Annotated in this window: 16 protein-coding genes; 9 read left to right on the forward strand and 7 right to left on the reverse strand. The window is 63.6% G+C overall.

Annotation, left to right across the window (positions count from 1 at the left end; genetic code table 11):
• Positions 1 to 4: 4 nt before the first annotated feature.
• The 4 genes from PQU96_RS09110 to PQU96_RS09125 all read right to left on the reverse strand — a co-directional run bounded on the left by PQU96_RS09110 (position 5) and on the right by PQU96_RS09125 (position 6,346).
• Positions 5 to 1,108, reverse strand: coding sequence for an alpha-hydroxy acid oxidase (locus PQU96_RS09110; RefSeq protein ID WP_272772005.1), 1,104 nt, complete (start codon positions 1,106 to 1,108; stop codon positions 5 to 7).
• A 91-nt stretch (positions 1,109 to 1,199) separates the two neighbouring features.
• The gene (locus tag PQU96_RS09115; RefSeq protein ID WP_272772006.1) at positions 1,200 to 1,589 is read right to left on the reverse strand and encodes a hypothetical protein; all 390 of its coding nucleotides are present in this window, start codon (positions 1,587 to 1,589) and stop codon (positions 1,200 to 1,202) included.
• 161 nt (positions 1,590 to 1,750) lie between these two features.
• Positions 1,751 to 3,139 carry a tryptophanase gene (locus PQU96_RS09120; RefSeq protein WP_272772007.1) on the reverse strand — a complete coding sequence of 463 codons (1,389 nt, stop codon included), beginning with the start codon at positions 3,137 to 3,139 and terminating at the stop codon, positions 1,751 to 1,753.
• A gap of 435 nt (positions 3,140 to 3,574) precedes the next feature.
• Positions 3,575 to 6,346, reverse strand: coding sequence for a bifunctional diguanylate cyclase/phosphodiesterase (locus PQU96_RS09125; protein ID WP_272772008.1), 2,772 nt, complete (start codon positions 6,344 to 6,346; stop codon positions 3,575 to 3,577).
• Between the two features lie 390 nt (positions 6,347 to 6,736).
• Between PQU96_RS09125 and PQU96_RS09130 the strand changes: the two genes are divergently transcribed.
• The 6 genes from PQU96_RS09130 to PQU96_RS09155 all read left to right on the forward strand — a co-directional run bounded on the left by PQU96_RS09130 (position 6,737) and on the right by PQU96_RS09155 (position 12,553).
• On the forward strand, positions 6,737 to 8,056 hold the full coding sequence (locus PQU96_RS09130; RefSeq protein ID WP_272772009.1) for a TRZ/ATZ family hydrolase: 1,320 nt from the start codon (positions 6,737 to 6,739) through the stop codon (positions 8,054 to 8,056).
• Between the two features lie 9 nt (positions 8,057 to 8,065).
• Entirely contained in the window at positions 8,066 to 8,764 is a 699-nt protein-coding gene (gene ubiG, locus PQU96_RS09135; protein WP_272772010.1) for a bifunctional 2-polyprenyl-6-hydroxyphenol methylase/3-demethylubiquinol 3-O-methyltransferase UbiG, read from the forward strand.
• A gap of 53 nt (positions 8,765 to 8,817) precedes the next feature.
• Positions 8,818 to 9,561: a tRNA adenosine(34) deaminase TadA gene (tadA, locus tag PQU96_RS09140; protein WP_272772011.1), complete on the forward strand. Its 744-nt coding sequence runs from the start codon at positions 8,818 to 8,820 to the stop codon at positions 9,559 to 9,561.
• A complete protein-coding gene (locus PQU96_RS09145; protein WP_272772013.1) occupies positions 9,561 to 10,175 on the forward strand; it encodes a L,D-transpeptidase in 615 nt (204 codons plus the stop codon). Before tadA ends, PQU96_RS09145 begins: the two co-directional genes overlap by 1 nt.
• Before the next feature lie 2 nt (positions 10,176 to 10,177).
• Entirely contained in the window at positions 10,178 to 10,591 is a 414-nt protein-coding gene (locus PQU96_RS09150; protein WP_272772014.1) for a DUF2721 domain-containing protein, read from the forward strand.
• A 330-nt stretch (positions 10,592 to 10,921) separates the two neighbouring features.
• The gene (locus PQU96_RS09155; protein WP_272772015.1) at positions 10,922 to 12,553 is read left to right on the forward strand and encodes a methyl-accepting chemotaxis protein; all 1,632 of its coding nucleotides are present in this window, start codon (positions 10,922 to 10,924) and stop codon (positions 12,551 to 12,553) included.
• A gap of 283 nt (positions 12,554 to 12,836) precedes the next feature.
• Here PQU96_RS09155 and PQU96_RS09160 read toward each other — a convergent pair whose 3' ends face one another.
• A complete protein-coding gene (locus PQU96_RS09160) occupies positions 12,837 to 13,031 on the reverse strand; it encodes a hypothetical protein (protein WP_272772016.1) in 195 nt (64 codons plus the stop codon).
• On the opposite strand from PQU96_RS09160, the gene PQU96_RS09165 reads away from it, so the two are divergent.
• The gene (locus tag PQU96_RS09165; RefSeq protein ID WP_272772017.1) at positions 13,021 to 13,707 is read left to right on the forward strand and encodes a GntR family transcriptional regulator; all 687 of its coding nucleotides are present in this window, start codon (positions 13,021 to 13,023) and stop codon (positions 13,705 to 13,707) included. The two genes, PQU96_RS09160 and PQU96_RS09165, sit on opposite strands and share 11 nt — an antisense overlap.
• A gap of 45 nt (positions 13,708 to 13,752) precedes the next feature.
• Here PQU96_RS09165 and PQU96_RS09170 read toward each other — a convergent pair whose 3' ends face one another.
• Together PQU96_RS09170 and PQU96_RS09175 are read right to left on the reverse strand one after the other, a co-directional pair.
• A complete protein-coding gene (locus PQU96_RS09170) occupies positions 13,753 to 14,247 on the reverse strand; it encodes a dihydrofolate reductase (protein ID WP_272772018.1) in 495 nt (164 codons plus the stop codon).
• Positions 14,244 to 15,038, reverse strand: coding sequence for a thymidylate synthase (locus tag PQU96_RS09175; RefSeq protein ID WP_272772019.1), 795 nt, complete (start codon positions 15,036 to 15,038; stop codon positions 14,244 to 14,246). The genes PQU96_RS09170 and PQU96_RS09175 overlap by 4 nt, the downstream gene beginning before the upstream one ends.
• A 165-nt stretch (positions 15,039 to 15,203) precedes the next feature.
• Here PQU96_RS09175 and flhB point away from each other — a divergent pair, with 165 nt between their 5' ends.
• The gene (flhB, locus tag PQU96_RS09180; RefSeq protein WP_272772020.1) at positions 15,204 to 16,367 is read left to right on the forward strand and encodes a flagellar biosynthesis protein FlhB; all 1,164 of its coding nucleotides are present in this window, start codon (positions 15,204 to 15,206) and stop codon (positions 16,365 to 16,367) included.
• Positions 16,368 to 16,391: 24 nt separating this feature from the next.
• The gene (gene flhA / locus PQU96_RS09185; RefSeq protein ID WP_272772021.1) at positions 16,392 to 18,473 is read left to right on the forward strand and encodes a flagellar biosynthesis protein FlhA; all 2,082 of its coding nucleotides are present in this window, start codon (positions 16,392 to 16,394) and stop codon (positions 18,471 to 18,473) included.
• Positions 18,474 to 18,478 lie beyond the last annotated feature (5 nt).

The raw sequence follows: 18,478 nt of genomic DNA on the forward strand, positions 1-18,478 counted from the left end.
CACCTCACTCCGGCCACAGCACCTCCGGCGAGATGTCGGCCAACGTACGGCAGCCGGTCAGCGCCATCGCCACCTCCAGTTCCTCCTGCAGTGTGCGCAACAGGTGCGCCACCCCCAGCGCACCGGCAGTCGCCAGCGCGTGGAGGTAGGGACGACCGATCAGCACCGCCGAGGCCCCCAGCGCCAGCGCCTTCAGGATGTCGCTGCCACGGCGAATGCCGCCGTCCAGCAGCAAGGGCAGCGCCCCGTCCACTGCCTCGGCGATACGCGGCAGCGCGTCGAGACTGGCCGGCACCGAGTCCAGCACCCGCCCGCCGTGATTGGACACGATCAGGCCGTCCACGCCCTGCTGCACGGCCCGTCTTGCATCGCGCGGCGCCAGCACCCCCTTCAGCAGCAGCGGCAAGCGCGTCTGCTGCCGCAACCAGTCGATATCCGCCCAGCTCGGCGCCACCGCCATCAGGCCGTCAAACACCATGCTCTGCCCCGTCGCCAAAGCTGGCTGGTACGGCGCCATGCCCACCAGATTGGCGGCCTGTACCCGTGGTGGCAACTGGAAACCGGCGCGGGCCTCGACATTGCGCACCCCGGCCAGCGGCGCATCCACCGTCAGCACCAGCGCACGATAACCTGCAATCTCGGCACGCCGGACCAGCTCCGCTACCACCGCGCGGTCGTGCTGCCAGTACAGCTGGAACCACAACGGCCCCTGTGCCGCGGCGGCGACCTCCTCCAGTGGCGTACTGGCCAGCGTGCTGACCAGCATGCTGCTGCCCATGGCGGTGGCAGCATAGGCGGCCGCCCGCTCGCCATCGGCGTGCACCAGCTTCTGGTATGCCACCGGCGCCAGCAGCAGCGGATGGCTCAGCGACAGCCCGAACAGCTCACAACGGCAATGACCGCCGCGGACATCGGCCAGCACCTGCGTCTGCAGCTGCCGGCACGCGAAGGCGGCAAGGTTGGCCGCATGGCTCAGCTCGTCCGCGGCGGCGCTGTCGACATAGGCACGGGCGTTGGCGCTCATGTGGTGCGCGGCGTAGCGCTGGTAGTCGGCCGCGGACACCAGATCGGCGGGGATGTGATCGAGGGGGGGCAACTGGGCGGTCATGGCAAAGTGCGGCGAGGTGAAAACCGCACCATAGCGAAATCGAGAATGACTATCAACTACTAGATGCGCAGTGGGGCCCCGTCAAGCCCACCTAGTTGCCGGCATTGCGGAAAACGTTGATCGTAAACAGCAGCACCGCGATGCCGAGCACGATGGATGCCGCGCCGGCCAGCGGCTCCATCGCACGATGGCCGCGATGAATCGCCGCCACCGCCAGCATCAACACCGGCAAGCCGAGGTTGTACAGCCAGAACTGGGCCTGCGCCAGCGGCGACGCGCCCATGGCCGGAAACTTGCGAAACAGGATGCCGAACAGTGCCATCGACACCCAGCCCAGCAGGTTCAGGTGGGCGTGCACCGGGTACAGCGAGTGGTCACCGGAGGCGCCCATGTAGATGCCCAGCCAGACGCCGGCCACGAAATACACGGCAGCCAGGCGTAACCAGATGGTGCCGTGCGGACTATCCACTTTGATCTTCATGTTGCGCTCCCCCGCCGGCCTACCCCGGACGGGTGTCGGCCGGGACAGCACTCATGCCTAACCATAGGATAGTCCGCAGCAACATCAAACCTGTCGCCACCTGTCGATGGCGGTGACGGCGCGACGCGGCACTACCGCATCGCGCCGTCGCGTACCGGAGGCTAGACCGGCTTCAACCGCGCGGTGAAGTGACGCAGGATGGGAGGCTCGTACTCGAAGGTCAGGCCACGGATACCGGCGGCACGCTCGCGGATGTCGATCAGGCAATCGGCGATGTAGTCCATGTGGTCGTTGGTGTACACCCGGCGCGGGATGGTCAGGCGCAGCAGCTCGAACGGAGATGCCTCCTGTTCGCCGGTGGCCGGATTGCGCCCCAGCAGCAGCGAGCCAATCTCCACGCCGCGGATACCGCCTTCCAGGTACAGCTCGCAGGCCAGTGCGTGTGCCGGGAACTGCCCGGCCGGGATATGCGGCAACAGCTTCTTGGCGTCGACGAATACCGCGTGGCCGCCGGTCGGGGTCTGGATCGGGATGCCGCCGGCCGCCAGACGCTCGCCCAGATAGGCCACCTGCCCGATGCGGTAGGCGAGATAGTCCTCGTCCATCCCTTCTTGCAGACCGATCGCCATCGCCGCCATGTCGCGGCCGGCGAGGCCGCCGTAGGTGATGAAGCCTTCCATCGCCACGCAGCGCACCTGCACCGTGCGGAACAGGTCCTCGTCCTCCTTGAAGCAGCACAGGCCGCCGATGTTCACCAGCGCGTCCTTCTTCGACGACATGGTGAACATGTCGCCGTGGCTGAACATCTCGCGCACGATGGCCGGCACCGGCACGCCGGCGTAGTCCGGATCGCGCTGCTGGATGAACCAGGCGTTCTCGGCGAAGCGCGCGGCGTCGATGATCACCGGAATGCCGTGCTGGCGTGCCAGTGCCGCCGATTCGCGGATGCTGGTCATGCTCACCGGCTGCCCGCCGGCGCTGTTGCAGGTGACGGTGATGATCAGGCCGGCAACGTTGGCCGCACCGACTTCCGCTATGGTTGCGGCCAACCTTGGCAGGTCGAAGTCGCCCTTCCAGTCGTAGGCGGTGGTGGTGTCCAGCGCCTTCTCGGTGAGGATGTTGATGGCGCGGGCGCCGGCGATCTCGACGTGGGCCTTGGTGGTATCGAAGTGGTAGTTGGACAGGAATACCGGCTGCGCACCCTTGCAGCGCTTGACCAGCTCCGGGAACAGGATCTGCTCGGCGCCCCGGCCCTGGTGGGTCGGCAGCGTGTGCCGGTAGCCGAACACCTCTTTCACGGTATCGGCCAGCTGGTAGTAGTTGCGGCTACCGGCGTAGGCTTCGTCGCCGGTCATGATGCCGGCCCACTGCCGGTCGGACATCGCGCCGGTACCGCTGTCGGTCAGCAAATCGATATAGACATCCTCGCCGCGCAGCAGGAACGGGTTCCAGCCGGCCTCGGCCAGTGCCTGGCGGCGGAATTCCGGGGTGGTCTGCTTGATCGGTTCTACCATCTTGATGCGGAATGGTTCGGGAATGCGTCGTGCCATGATGATGCTCCTTGCCTTGCGGCCAAGCTTCAGGCGCACGCCGACGAGCTGCCGGGCGCAACAGCGCGCAGGCAGGCGGCGTGGCACGGGGCCACAGGCGTCAATTCAATTGTAGGAAAGGAAAAGCAAGGGCAGCCGGACGGCTGCGGCAGGCATCAGGCGCGCGGGAAGTCGTAGGCGAGTACGATGTCGAGGGTGTACCAGTGTTCCGTCAGGCAGCCGGACAGGGCGGCAGCCCGGAACGGGCAAGCGTTGCGCTTCATCGGGCAGTCTCTCCAAGGGCTTGGCAACAGGTCGTGCCCATGCACGACCAGGACAACAGGCTACACCCGCCATCCGTAGTTCAGCAAGCTGCGCTGCAACATGCGACGGCAACAAAAACGCCACGAGTCAGACTCGTGGCGTGATGGCGACACCGGGACAGACCGCGGCGGCTTACTCCAGTCGCGGCAGCAGGCACTTCTGCCGCAGCAGCGGCTCCACCGCCTCCGCCGACACCGGCTTGGACAGCAGGTAGCCCTGCACCTGGTGGCAGCCTTCCTGCGCCAGGAACTGCCACTGTTCCACCGTCTCCACCCCTTCCGCCACCACCTGCATGTTGAGGTTTTTCGACATGTTGATGATGGCGCGGGTAATCGCGCTGTCGTCCTGGTCGCCCGGGATGTCGCGCACGAAGGAGCGGTCGATCTTCAGCTTGTCGGCCTTGAAGCGCTTGAGGTAGGCCAGACTGGAGTAGCCGGTACCGAAGTCGTCGATCGACATGCGGATGCCCATCGCCTGGATGGCGCGGATGGTCTGCACCGTCGATTCCAGGTCGTCCATGATCACGCTCTCGGTCACCTCCACGTCGAGGCAGCTGCCCGGCAACTGGTACTCCGCCAGCGCGTCCTGCAGCAGGCCGACCAACTCCTGGTGGCGGAACTGCAACGCCGACAGGTTGACCCCCACCGTCATCAGCGGCAGACCCTTGGCGTGCCATTCCGCGATCTGGCGGCAGGCTTCGCGGATCACCCAGTTGCCGATCTGCACGATATAGCCGCGCTCCTCGGCGACATCGATGAAGTGCAGCGGCCCCAGCAGCCCCAGCGTCGGGTGGTTCCAGCGGATCAGCGCCTCGGCGCCGATGATGTTGCCGGTGCTCATCTCCACCTGCGGCTGGTAGTGCAGCACAAATTCCTGACGGTCGACGGCGTGGCGCAGCTGGCTTTCGATGGCCAGGATCTCGCGCGCACGGGCATTGAGATCGGCGGTGTAGAACTTGTAGTTGTTGCGGCCGCTGGACTTGGCGTGATACATCGCCGCGTCGGCATTGCGCACTAGGGTGTCGAAGTCGCGGCCATCGTCCGGGAACAGGCTGATACCGATACTGGCGGTGATCGCGAGCGAGTGGCTGTAGACGTCGATCGGCGCGGCGAACTCGGCGAGGATGCGCTCCGCCACATGCACTGCATCGGCGGCATCGTTGATCAGCGGCAGCAGCACCAGGAATTCGTCACCGCCCTGCCGTGCCACCACCTCGCCGGCACCCAGCACGCGACGGATGCGCTCGGAGGCGATCTTCAGCAGGATGTCGCCGGCGGCGTGACCCAGCGACTCGTTGATGGTCTTGAAGCGGTCGAGATCGAGCAGCAGCACACCTAGCTTGCCGTTATCGTGGGCGGCGTTCTGGATCGCCAGCAGCGCGCGATCCTGCAGGTGGCCGCGGTTGGGCAGGCCGGTCAGCACGTCGAAGTGGGCGAGGAACTGGATGCGCTCGTCGGCCGCCTTGCGCTCCGACTGGTCGCTGAAGATCGCCACGTAGTGGGTCACGTCGCCGGCCAGGCTCTTGACCGCGTTGATCGCCAGCCACTCCGGATACACCTCGCCGTTTTTGCGGCGGTTCCATACCTCGCCCTGCCACTGCCCCTGCTCGCTGAGCACCGACCACAGGCTGTCGTAGAATTCCTTGTTGTGGCGACCGGAGCTGAGCACCGTTGGCCGCTGCCCCAGCACTTCTTCCTGGCTGAAGCCGGTAATCTCGGTAAAGGCGCGGTTGACGCTGCGGATGCGGACCTGCGCATCGGTAATCATGATGCCTTCGGCGGTATTCTCGAACACCTTGGCCGCCAGCTGCATGCGCTCTTCCGCCGCACGGCGCTCGGAGATGTCGCGCACCATGCGCCATACCGCGGTAATGCGGCCGTCGGCGTCGCGCATCGCCACCGTCTTGACGCTGACCGGGATGGCGCTGCCGAGGCGGTTGATGTACTCGACCTCGAACTCGTCACAGAAGCCGAAGCGCATTACCTTGTTGTCCAGGTTGTAGCGCTCCACCGCCTCGCTGTTGTCGGACACCACCTTCCAGAAGTTCTGCAGCTTGAGCTGATCGAGGCTGTAGCCGATCAGGCTGAGGAAGGCGGGGTTGGCGTCGATTACCTGCCCTTCCAGCGAGCTGATCACGATGCCGTCGAGGTTGGACCAGAACAGCTCGCGGTACTTGTTCTCGGAGCGGCGCAGCGCATCCTCCACTTCGCGACGGCGTTCGATGTCCGCCTCCAGTGCCAGCGTCTTGGCCTTCAGTTCATCGATCAGGCGCTTCAGTTCGGCACGCATCCACTCCAGATGCTTGCCGACAGTACCGATCTCGTCCTGGCGTCCCCACAGGAAGGGCTGGTCCAGCTGCAGTGCGGCCAACTGCGTAGCCTGCTCCGACAGCTGGCGGATCGGTTTCAGGAAGCGCGAGTTGAGGATGCTCATGATCAGCACGATGGACAGCAACAGCTGAGCCGCCACGATCAGCAGCAGGTCTTTCAGCTGGTTTTTCTGGGCAATGCCCAGATGCTCGGTGTCGAACTCGATGTTGACCTGGCCGATTTCCTCGCCACGATAGACCACCGGCTTCTGCACGAAGGCCACGCCGCCGATACGGCGTTCGCTGCGCAGCGCGGACAGGAAGATGGTATTGGACTGGGTATCGGAAACGCGCACCGAAATGATGCGTTCATCATCCATCACCGACGATACCAGCGGCGCGCCCGCCTGGCGGCTGAGGTTCCACAGCGGCTCCTGCATGCCCAGCGCCACGATTTCCAGCAGACGGTTCTGGTCGACGGCCAGTTGCGTCTCCATCTTGTCGCGTTGCAGGTTGAAACTGAGGAAACTGATCAACAGGGCAGGAATCAGCAGGCCAAGCACAACGGCAATGAGGAAGGCCTGGCGTAGCGACAATCTGCCGCCAGGCTGGGAATAATCAAACGTCTCTGCTTGTCTTGTCATATATCGGGTTGCCGCAGGGCTGCCACATTATTTTATTTTTAAGAAAAGCCTGACTGTCACCCAGTCAGTTCATTTGCCACTGGCCACGAGGGCGCGCCTGCCGTGACGACTTCGTCATGATCGTCCTTTCATGCGTTTGCGCTGCACCATCATGGCGGGCCATTGTGTCCCAATGGCAAAACGACTGCAATTGTTCCTCATCTCGCAGCGCAACACGAAGCGGACACCGCTTTGCCTTACAATCGTGCTTTAATCGCGCGCGCCGACAACCACAAGGGCGGTTGTCGAAAGCGTACGGCGCTGCCTACAATCGCCGGCAATTATCTACAGGGTCACACACCAATGTCGCATCGTCATTACGACCAGCTCATCACCGCACGCTGGATTATTACAGTAGAACAAGATGGTGTCATTCTTGAGAACCATTCGCTGGCGATCAGCAATGGCCAGATTGTTGCCACTCTGTCGCCGGCCGAAGTCGCCGGCGTCAGCGCAAGCGAACACCTGAACCTCGACAACCACGTGCTGATGCCGGGCCTCGTCAACCTGCACGGCCACTCGGCGATGACCCTGCTGCGCGGCATGGCCGACGACAAGGCGCTGATGGACTGGCTGCAGAACCACATCTGGCCGGCGGAAGGCAAACACGTCAGCGATGCCTTCGTGTTCGACGGCACGCTGCTGGCGATGGGCGAGATGTTCCGCAGCGGCACCACCACCATCAACGACATGTACTTCTTCCATGCCGCGATGGCCCGTGCAGGGTTGGCCGCCGGCATGCGCACCTTCGTCGGCTGCTCGATCCTGGAATTCCCCACCGTCTACGCCCAGAACGCCGACGACTACATCGCCAAGGGCATGGCCGAACGCAGCCAGTTCCTGGGCGAGGAGCTGGTGACCTTCACCCTGGCCCCGCACGCACCATACACCGTGGCCGACGACACCTTCCGCAAGGTGGTGACGCTGGCCGAGCAGCAGGACATGCTGATCCACTGCCACATCCACGAGACCCTGGACGAGGTCAACGGCAGCGTCGAGCAGCACAAGCAGCGCCCGCTGGCGCGGCTGGCGAACCTGGGCCTGCTGTCGCCACGCCTGATCGCCGCACACATGGTGCACCTGACCGACGCCGAAATCGCGCTGGTGGCCAAGCACGGCGTGTCCATCGCGCACAACCCGACCTCCAACATGAAGCTGGCCTCCGGCATCGCGCCGGTACAGAAACTGCTGGCCGCCGGCGTCAACGTCGGCATCGGCACCGACGGTGCGGCATCCAACAACAAGCTGGATATGCTGTCCGAGACGCGCATGGGCGCGCTGCTGGCCAAGGTCGGCACGCTGGACCCGACCGCGGTGCCGGCCGCCACCGCCATCCGCATGGCGACGCTCCACGGTGCGCAGGCACTGGGTATCGCCGACAAGGTGGGCAGCATCCGTGTCGGCAAGCAGGCAGACCTGATCGCCGTCGATCTCGCCCAGATCGAGACCAGCCCCAACTTCGACCCGATCTCGCACATCGTGTACGCCGCCGGCCGCGAGCAGGTCAGCCACGTATGGGTCAATGGCCGCAATGTCCTGCGCGAGCGCAAGCTGACCACGCTGGACGAAGCAGAACTGAAAGCCCGCGCCGACAGCTGGCGCGTCCGCATTCTCGGTAACTAAGGAATCCGCATGAGCAACGTTGACGAACAGGAACTCGACAAATTCAGCCAGATCGCCCACAAGTGGTGGGACATGGACAGCGAGTTCAAGCCGCTGCATGAAATCAACCCGCTGCGTCTGGACTTCATCGACCAGCACGCGGCACTCGCCGGCAAGGCGGTGCTGGATGTCGGCTGCGGCGGCGGCATCCTGTCGGAAAGCATGGCCCACTACGAGGCCAGCGTCACCGGCATCGACCTCGCCAAGAAATCGCTGAAAGTGGCACAGCTGCACAGCCTGGAGTCCGGTGTCAGCGTCAACTACCGCTGCGTCGCGGTGGAAGACCTTGCCGCCGAAGCGCCGGCCAGCTTTGACGTGGTGACCTGCATGGAAATGCTGGAGCACGTGCCCGATCCGCAAAGCATCGTGCGCGCCTGCGCGCAGCTGGTGAAGCCGGGCGGCTGGGTGTTCTTCTCCACCCTCAACCGCAACGCCAAGTCCTACCTGCTGGCGGTGCTGGGCGCCGAGTATGTGCTGAACATGCTGCCGAAAGGCACGCATGAGTACGCGCGTTTCCTCAAGCCGTCGGAGCTGTCGCGCATGGCGCGCAACGCCGGGCTGGGCGTGGAGACGCTGACCGGCATCGGCTACAACCCGCTGACCCGCGTCTACAGCCTCAACGACGACACCGACGTGAACTACCTGATGGCCACCCGCCGCCTCGCCTGAGGCCGCCCCGGCCTGCGGCCAACCTCAAGGTTGGCCGCAACCGTCTGGATAACATGACCACACCCCTTCTCTCCCCGCCGCTGCCCCCCGCCGCCATCCGCTGGCTGCACGCGCTTGACATCCGCGACCGCCCGACGCTTACGCAATACGGTGCGCCCCGCGCCTATGCCCTGCTCAAGGCCGGCGGCCACACCGTGACGCTGAAGCTGCTGTACGCGCTGGAAGCAGCGATCCGCGGCGTGCACTGGTCGGCGCTTGACGATGACGACCGCCTGCGGCTGCGCACGGCGCTGGCGCAGTTGCCGCCGCAGCGCCCGCTGCCGCCACTGGCCGAACGGCAACGCTTCATGGCGCTGGCCCGCGAGCTGGCGCAACAGGCGGCCGAGGAAGGCGAGGTGCCGGTCGGCGCGGTGGTGGTCAGGCATGGCGAGGTGATCGGTCGTGGCTACAACCGGCCCTGTGCCAGCCACGACCCGTCGGCGCACGCCGAGATGCTGGCGCTGCGCGACGCTGCGGCCAACCTTGGCAACTACCGGCTGGCCGACTGCCAGCTCTACGTCACGCTGGAACCATGTCCGATGTGCAGCGGCGCCATCCTGCACGCACGCCTCGACCACGTGCTGTTCGGCGCCTTTGACGCCAAAACCGGTGCCGCCGGCAGCGTGCTGAACCTGTTCGCCGAGACTAAACTGAATCATCAGACCGCCATCGACGGCGGCATCGACGCCGACCGTTGTGCCGGCCTGCTGGCCGACTTTTTCCGCCAGCGCCGCCACAGCACCAGGAAGGACGCGTGATGAAACGGCTATTGCTACTGCTGCTGTGCTGCAGCGGCAGCCTCGTCGCCAGCCCGGCTGACTTCATCCTGCAGCAGCAGGACGGGCCGCTGGTGGCCGCCCATGCCAACCGCCTCAACCCCGGCCAGCCGTGGCTGCACGTCAGCGTCGCCGAGCAGTCGCTCACCCTCTACGACGGACGCGGCCTGCCGCAGAAACGCTACACCGTGTCTACCGCCAAGAACGGCGTCGGCGAGCGCGTCAACAGCTACCAGACCCCGCGCGGCTGGCACCGCGTGTGCGAACGCATCGGCGACGATGTCGCCGCCGACACCATCATCTACCGGCGCAAGGTGACGCCGTGGAAGTACACGCCGCAGCTGGCTGCCGAGTACCCGGACAAGGACTGGATCCTGACCCGCATCCTGTGGTTGTGCGGCATGGAACCGGGCAAGAACCAGGGCGGCGACGTCGACAGCTACGACCGCGCCATCTACATCCACGGCGCCGGCCAGCACGTGCCGTTCGGCACGCCAACCTCGCGCGGCTGCGTGCGCATGCGCAACGAAGACGTAATCGAACTCTACAACCTGACCGCGAACGGCATCGACGTGCTGATCAGCGAAGAAAACTAGCCATGCTCAACCTGACCACCCCGGCCCTGCTGTTTCCGGCCATTTCCCTGCTGCTGCTCGCCTACACCAACCGCTACCTGGCCCTGGCCGGCATCATCCGCAACCTGTACGACGACTATCAGCAGAGCCCCAACGACAAGCTGGTCCGGCAGATCGGCAATCTGCGCCGCCGCATTTCGCTGATCAAGTGGATGCAGAGCATGGGCGTGGGTAGCCTGTTTCTGTGCGTGGTGGCCATGTTCCAGATCTATACCGGTTGGCCGCAGGCGGCGCAGATCACCTTCGGCACCAGCCTACTGCTGCTGATCAGCTCGCTGGGCATGTCCCTGCTGGAGCTGCGCATGTCGACCGACGCGCTGAACATCCTGCTGTCCGACCTGGTCGCGGCAGAACAGACGCGGAAAAAACAGGCCTGAACAACCAGAACGACCCCATTCGTTCCCGAGCACGCTGGACGGCAAGGTTTTCCTTATAAGTGTTTGTGAAAATTCTTACCAAATTTGCAACACTTTTTCATACTTTGTATTTATTGCTTAAAGACTTGGTTTATTTAGTGAAAATGTCGCAATGATGAAAAATTGTATTCGCTCCCGACAAAACTGGCCGTGACTTAGCAGTAAAAGCAAACGGATTTCACCCTAAAATCATCGATCAGCAGCATTCCACAGCAGCTGTTTTGCAAATCACGGGTGCGACATGGCATATCCCATGTCAGAATCATGGTTATCATTTTTTTGGTATCCTGCATGATCCCCCTGCTTTCCTCTCGTCAGTTACGCCCTCTCCTGATCGGTTTCATCACGCTAACAGTCATCATGCTGCTGGCCCAAGGCATCGCCGTCGCACTAAGCATGAGCAAGGTGCTGGCCAACAGCCGACACGAACATCAGGTCGCCGATGCCATCAGTGACCGCATGAAAGACATCCGTTTCCACGTGGTGCAGATCCAGCAATTCCTGACCGACGTCAGCGCCACCGCCGACCGCGACGGTTTCAGCGATGCCAAGACGCATTACCAGCAGGCCCTTCAGCAGCTTGAGGAACTGAAAACCATCAGCCCGCAATACGAGCAGGAAGCCGCAACCACCCGCGCCGCAATCGATACTTTCTATCAGGTTGGCCAGCAAATGGCAGAAGGCTATATCAGCGGTGGCCGCGAAACCGGCAATGCGCTGATGAAGGCCGCCGGTAGCGGCTTTGACGACCGCGCCGAACAGTTGACCAAACAGCTGGAAAACCTGCAGGCGAGAGTGGATAGCGACGTGGCCACCATCAGCAGCGAAAGCGAAGCCCTGATCGAAAACTCGCGCGCCATCCTGATCGCCAGCAGCGCCCTGCTGGTACTGCTGGTATTGCTGGGCGGGGCACTGCTGTATCGTCGCGTGTTCCGCAGTCTGGGGGGCGAACCGGTCGAAGCCATGCACCAGACCCGTCTGATCGCCGCCGGCGACCTGAGCCAGCGCCTGCGCATTGCCAGCGGCGCTGAACGCAGCCTGATGGGGGCCCTGGGCGACATGCAGGACAAGCTGCGCGACATCACCGCCCATATCCGCGACCTGTCCGCGCAAATGCACGACAACGCAGCCGACCTCTCCGGCTCGGCCAGATCCGTGCAACAGGCCTCGCACACCCAGAGCGAGGCGTCGCGCGCCATCGCCGTGTCGGTAGAAGAAGTCCTGCAGAGCATCAACCAGCTGGCCGAACAATTGCACCATGTGCAGTCCGAGGCGCGCAGTGCCGACGATGCGGTCGAACATTGCGCCAACCTGATCCAGACCTCGGCACAGGACATCCACGGCATGTCCGAGCATATCGGCGACGCCGCTCGCGCACTGCACGAACTGCAGGAGCAGACCGGCACCATCGCCAGCATCACGCAGACGATTCACGACATCGCCGACCAGACCAACCTGCTGGCCCTGAATGCTGCCATCGAGGCCGCCCGTGCCGGCGAAAGCGGTCGCGGCTTTGCCGTGGTGGCCGATGAAGTTCGCAAGCTGGCCGAGCGCACCAGCCTGGCGACGGTGAACATCCGCCAGCAAACCGATGCGCTGGGCAGCGGCATGCATGCGGTCGTCAGCAGCATGCAGGTCAGCGTGCAGGCCACCCTGAACGGGGTGGTACAAAGCCGTCAGGCAAGCGAAGCCATCAGTAGCATTCGCGACAATACCACCCGCATCTCCGAGCACATCGAGTCCGTCGCCACCGCCCTGGACGAACAACAGCTGGCGGTGCAGGACATCGCACAGCGCAGCGAAGTCATCTCCGCGATGACGGAGGCCAACCAGAGTGCGGTCGACGCCACGGCCAGTGCCGCCGGCCAGCTGGCCGACCATGCCCAGGCACTGCACGGCGCGGTAGCCGTCTTCAGGATCTGAGGCCCGCTGCACTGCCGCACGGGGCGCCCTGGCGCCCCTTTTTCATTCCCCTCCCCGCCGATACGGACGCAAAAAAAAACCTCCCCAGCCTGGTGGCGGGGAGGTAACACCCGTGTCGTACCTGCAAGGTTCCCGATGGAACACGCAATAACATGCAAGGTTATTGCTCTTGAAGCAGCCGTCTCAATCATCTCCTTGCGAGCCACTTATGATGTTAGCCCCTCATGATCCTCGCCAGGCCCTGATTTAAACAAGCGTTTGAATAGTAAAATGCGAAACCTCTTCACGCAAGTGCATTCTTGGCGTTGACGGGAAAAACGGGCGATTTCGCAACAGGCTGACCTTGCTGCACTGCAATGCCGACGCGCAGGATTGATGCTAGAATGCGCATACAGTCAGATTGCCAGACAATATAAAGTTTACATAGCGTGTTGCAATACACAACAAAGAATCCATCAGGAGCTTTAATGAGCTTCAAGCCCAACGACTCCCTCACCGAACAGATCGCCCGCTTTCTCGGCAAGCAGATCATCGGCGGCGACATGCAGCCTGGCGAACGCATCCAGGAACTGCGCATTGCCGCGGAACTGAACGTCAGCCGCGGTTCGGTGCGCGAGGCGCTGCTGATCCTGCAGCGCCGTCATCTGGTCGACATCTATCCGCGCCGCGGCGCCATCGTCGCCAGCATGACCGCCGACGACGTGCGCGACTTCTTCGAACTGTGGTTCGTGCTGCTGGAACAGGCGGTGTCGCACCTGGCGCACAACTGGCAGAACGACGACCTCGCCGACTTCTTCGAGCTGATGACCGCGCTGGGCGAGTGCAACCGCAACGACGATCTCGACGGCTTTTACCGCCACGGCGTCAGTTTTCTCGGCGCCCTGTACCAGCACGCTGGCAACCGCTACCTGGCACAGACCCTGCACGACCTGCTGCCCCTGTCGCAGCGCTGCCTGTTTGCCATCCTGCGCGCCGGCAAGAGCCGTATCGAACAGACCCACGACTTCCTCGACGCGCTGCTGCAGGCGATCATCGCCCGCGACCAGCCCCGCCTGTGCCAGATGATCCGGCAGTTCGGCCACGACTACAGCCAGCTGGCGCAAGCCTCGGCCATGGCCTTGGGCGCGGACGCCGCTCACACACAGCAAGCATGAAAAAGGCGGCCTCGCGGGGCCGCCTTCTGCTTGGCTCACGCCACCTCAAGCGCAGCGCCGGTAGTCGACAAAGCGGTACACCAGCCCGTTGGCCGCGGTCTGCGCCGGCTGCGGCGTGGCCAGCCACTCGTCATCGCGCCACGCCGGAAACGTAGCATCACCGGCCACGTCCAGCTCGATATGGGTCAAGCGCAGCTGATCGGCCAGCGGCAGCGCCTGGCGGTACAGCTCGGCACCACCGATCACGCACACCTCGTCAACGTTGGCCGCAAGCGCCAGTGCCTCATCCAGCGAATGCGCCACCGCCACACCCTCGTGCAGCCAGTCCGGCTGACGGGTGATCACGATATTCAGCCGCCCGGGCAACGGCCGGCCGATGGAGTCGAAGGTCTTACGCCCCATGATCACCGGCTTGCCCAGCGTCACCGCCTTGAAGTGCTTCAGGTCTTCAGGCAGATGCCACGGCAGCGTGTTGGCAATACCGATCACGTTGCCGCGCGCCATCGCCGCCACCAGGGTCAAGGTTGGCCGCACGTTCATACCGCCACCTCCGCCTTGATATGCGGATGCGGATCGTAGCCTTCCAGCGTGAAATCCTCGAACTTGAAGGCAAACAGGTCGTTGACCTCCGGGTTGATGCGCATCGTCGGCAATGGCCGCGGTTCGCGCGTCAGCTGCAGGTGCGCCTGCTCGAAGTGGTTGCTATAAATGTGTGCGTCACCCAGCGTGTGCACGAAATCACCCGGTTTCAGGCCGCACACCTGCGCCACCATCATGGTCAGCAGCGCGTAGCTCGCGATATTGAATGGCACGCCGAGGAAGATGTCCGCCGAGCGCTGGTACAGCTGGCAGGACAGCTTGCCGTCCGCCACGTAGAACTGGAACAGGCTGTGGCACGGCGGCAGCGCCATCTCGTCCACCAGTGCCGGGTTCCACGCCGACACCATCAGCCGGCGTGAGTCCGGATTACGGCGGATCATGTCCAGCACATTGGCGATCTGGTCGATGTGGCGGCCATCCGGCGCCGGCCAGCTGCGCCACTGGTAGCCGTACACCGGGCCGAGGTCGCCGTTTTCGTCGGCCCACTCGTCCCAGATGCGGACACCATTTTCCTGCAGGTAGCGGATATTGGTGTCGCCGGACAGGAACCACAGCAGCTCGTGAATGATGGAGCGCAGGTGGCACTTCTTGGTGGTCACCAGCGGAAAACCGGCGGCGAGGTCGAAGCGCATCTGGTAGCCGAATACCGAGCGCGTGCCGGTGCCGGTGCGATCGGACTTGTCGGCGCCGTGCGCCAGCACGTGCTGCATCAGGTCGAGATACTGTTTCATGGCCACATCCGCAAAGAAAAACCGCCCGATTCTACCCGCAAGTCACCGCGCCGTCTAAAACCGGCTGGCCACAAGGCTTGTCCCGCAACAAACCAACGGCGGATGAAATAGGCTACCATCCCGCCATTACCATCCTCCATACGCAAAGGGTCCGCACAGGCAGCCATGGCTGAAGACTCAGACAAGGAAGACCGCACCGAATCACCCTCGGCGCGGAAACTGGAACAGGCGCGCGAAGACGGCAACGTCCCCCGCTCGCGCGAACTGAACACCTTTGCCGTCACCATGGCAGGCCTGGCCCTGCTTATCGCCACCGGTGGCCAGCTGTTTGTCGCCATGAAGGAGAGCATGATCGCCTGGTTCACCTTCAACCAGGAGAGCCTGCGCGATCCGCTGGTCATCATGGAGCGGCTGCGACAAAGCGTGCAGGACGTGCTACTGGAAATGGCGCCGCTGCTGGGCGGGCTGTTTCTGGTGGCGGCGCTGACACCGCTACTGATCGGCGGCTGGAACTTCACCAGCAAGGGCTTCATGCCCAATTTCGGCAAACTCAATCCGCTCAGCGGCATCAAGCGCCTGTTCTCGGTCAATGCCGCCACCGAGGGGCTGAAGGCGGTGCTGAAAAGTGCGCTGATCGGCGGTGTCGCCACCTGGACGATATGGAACGAGCGCGACGAGCTGATGGGGCTGATCAGCATGCCGCTGGACGGCGCGCTGATCAAGCTGGTGGCGCTGATGGAACACACCTTTCTGGTGGTGGTCGGCGCCATGCTGCTGCTGGTGGCGCTGGATGTGCCGTTCCAGCTGTGGCAGTACCACAAGAACCTGCGCATGACCAAGGAAGAAGTAAAACAGGAATACAAGCAGCAGGAAGGCTCGCCCGAGGTCAAGGGCCGCATCCGCCAGCTGCAGCGCGAAGCGGCACGCAAGCGCATGATGCAGGAGGTTCCCAACGCCAACGTAATTGTAACCAACCCGACTCACTATGCCGTTGCATTCAAGTATGATGAGCAGATGGCTGCGCCGGTGCTGATCGCCAAGGGCAGCCTGAAGCTGGCCGAACGCATCATCAATGCCGGACAGGAGCACCGCATCGCCATCCTGCGCGCCCCCAGTTTTGCCCGCGCACTGTACTTCAACGTCGAGCTGGGCGAGCAGATTCCGTCGCAGCTGTATACCGCCGCCGCGCAGGTGCTGGCCTATATCCACCAGCTGAAACACTTCGAGCAGAAAGGCGGTCTAGCCCCGGTTTTCCCCGACCAGCTGGACGTCCCGGCCGAACTTGACCCCGAAAGCAAACGCCAGCAACATACGCCGCCAAAAACCTAACGCAGCACGTCATCGCAACGAGGCATGAACACACTGCAGGACTTCCTGAAAAAGATTGATCTGAACACCCTGGCAGGCCCGGTCCTGATCATCCTGGTACTTGCCATGATGGTGTTGCCGCTGCCGCCGGTGCTGCTGGACATCTTCTTTACCTTCAATATCGCCGTCTCCATCATCGTGCTGATGGTGGGTATCAACACGCGCGAACCGCTGGAATTTTCCTCCTTTCCCTCGGTGCTGCTGATCACCACCCTGCTGCGCCTGTCGCTGAACGTGGCCAGTAGCCGGGTGATCCTGCTGGAGGGCCATAATGGCTCCAGCGCCGCCGGCGCGGTGATCGAGTCCTTTGCCCACTTCCTGATCGGCGACAACGTCACCATCGGTATCGTGGTGTTCATCATCCTCACCATCATCAACTTTGTGGTGATCACCAAGGGTGCCGGCCGTATCGCCGAAGTGTCGGCCCGCTTCGCGCTGGACGCGATGCCCGGCAAGCAGATGGCGATCGATGCCGACCTCAACGCCGGCCTGATCGGCGAGGACGAGGCGCGCACCCGCCGCGCCAAGATCGGCGAAGAGGCCAACTTCTTCGGTTCGATGGACGGTGCCTCCAAGTTCGTGCGCGGCGATGCCGTGGCCGGCATCATGATCATCGTGATCAACATCGTCGGCGGCCTGATCATCGGCATCGTGCAGCACGACCTGCCGGTGGCCGAGGCCGCCAAGACCTACACCCTGCTCACCATCGGCGACGGCCTGGTGGCGCAGATCCCGGCACTGATCATCTCCACCGCCGCCGGCATGGTGGTGGCGCGGGTCGGCACCGAAAAAGGCCTGTCGGAACAGCTGCTGGGGCAGATGTTCTCCAACCCGACGGTGCTGTACCTCACCGCCGCGGTGATCGGCATGCTGGGCCTGATCCCGAACATGCCGCACGTCGCCTTCCTGATGATCGCCGCCATCCTCGCCGGCACCGCGCGCTGGCTGGAAATCAGCGCCACGCGCCGCGCCACACAGCCGGCCGAGATCGAGGTACTGCCGCCGGCGGTGCTGGACCAGCCACTGACCGAAGTCAGCTGGAAAGACGTGCAGCCGGTCGATGCCCTCGGGCTGGAGGTCGGTTACCGCCTGATTCCGCTGGTCGACCGCGAGCAGGACGGCGAGCTGTTGCGCCGCATCCGCGGCATCCGCAAGAAAATGGCGCAGGAACTCGGCTTCCTGGTGCCACCGGTACACATCCGCGACAACCTGGAAATCCGCCCCAACGCCTACCGCATCCTGCTCAAGGGCGTGGAAGTGGGCAGTGGCGAAGCCTTCGTCGGCCAGTTCATGGCCATCAACCCCGGCCAGGTCAGCGGCGAGCTGCAAGGTACCCCGACCACCGACCCGGCCTTCGGCCTGCCGGCAATCTGGATCGACGCCAGCAAGCGCGACGAGGCGCAGACGCTGGGCTATACCGTGGTCGACGCCAGCACCGTGGTCGCCACCCACCTGTCCAACCTGCTGCAGACCCACGCCGCCGAACTGCTCGGCCGCGAGGAAGTGCAGGCGCTGATCGACCACCAGGCCAAGGAAGCGCCGAAACTGATCGAGGATCTGGTGCCGAAGGTGGTGCCGATCGGCACGCTGCAAAAAGTGCTGCAGCAACTGCTGACCGACGGCATCCACCTGCGCGACTTCCGCACCATCATCGAGACGCTGGCCGACCACGTCGGCGTCACCGCCGACATCGACGAGCTGACCTCGGCGGTACGTACTGCACTGTCGCGCGCCATCGTGCAGCAGCTGTTCCCCGGCGAGCAGGAGCTGCCGCTGATGACGCTGGACCCGCAGCTGGAAGGCATTCTGCTGCAGGCAGTACAAAGCAAGGGCGGCGGTCTGGAGCCGGGGCTGGCGGAAAACCTGCTGGCCAATGCCGCGGAACAATCGGAACAAGTCGAAAACCAGGGCTTTAATCCCGTATTATTGACCCCACCGGCATTACGGCCTTTGCTGGCACGCTTTCTGCGCCGCGCACTGCCGCAGTTACGCGTGATTTCGCATAATGAAATACCGGACAGCAAATCCATTCGTATAATTGCGGTGATCGGGGGGAGCAAAAGCTAACGCAT

Origin of the sequence: Vogesella margarita, from assembly GCF_028548475.1 — a bacterium.
In the GTDB taxonomy this organism is placed as follows: domain Bacteria; phylum Pseudomonadota; class Gammaproteobacteria; order Burkholderiales; family Chromobacteriaceae; genus Vogesella; species Vogesella margarita.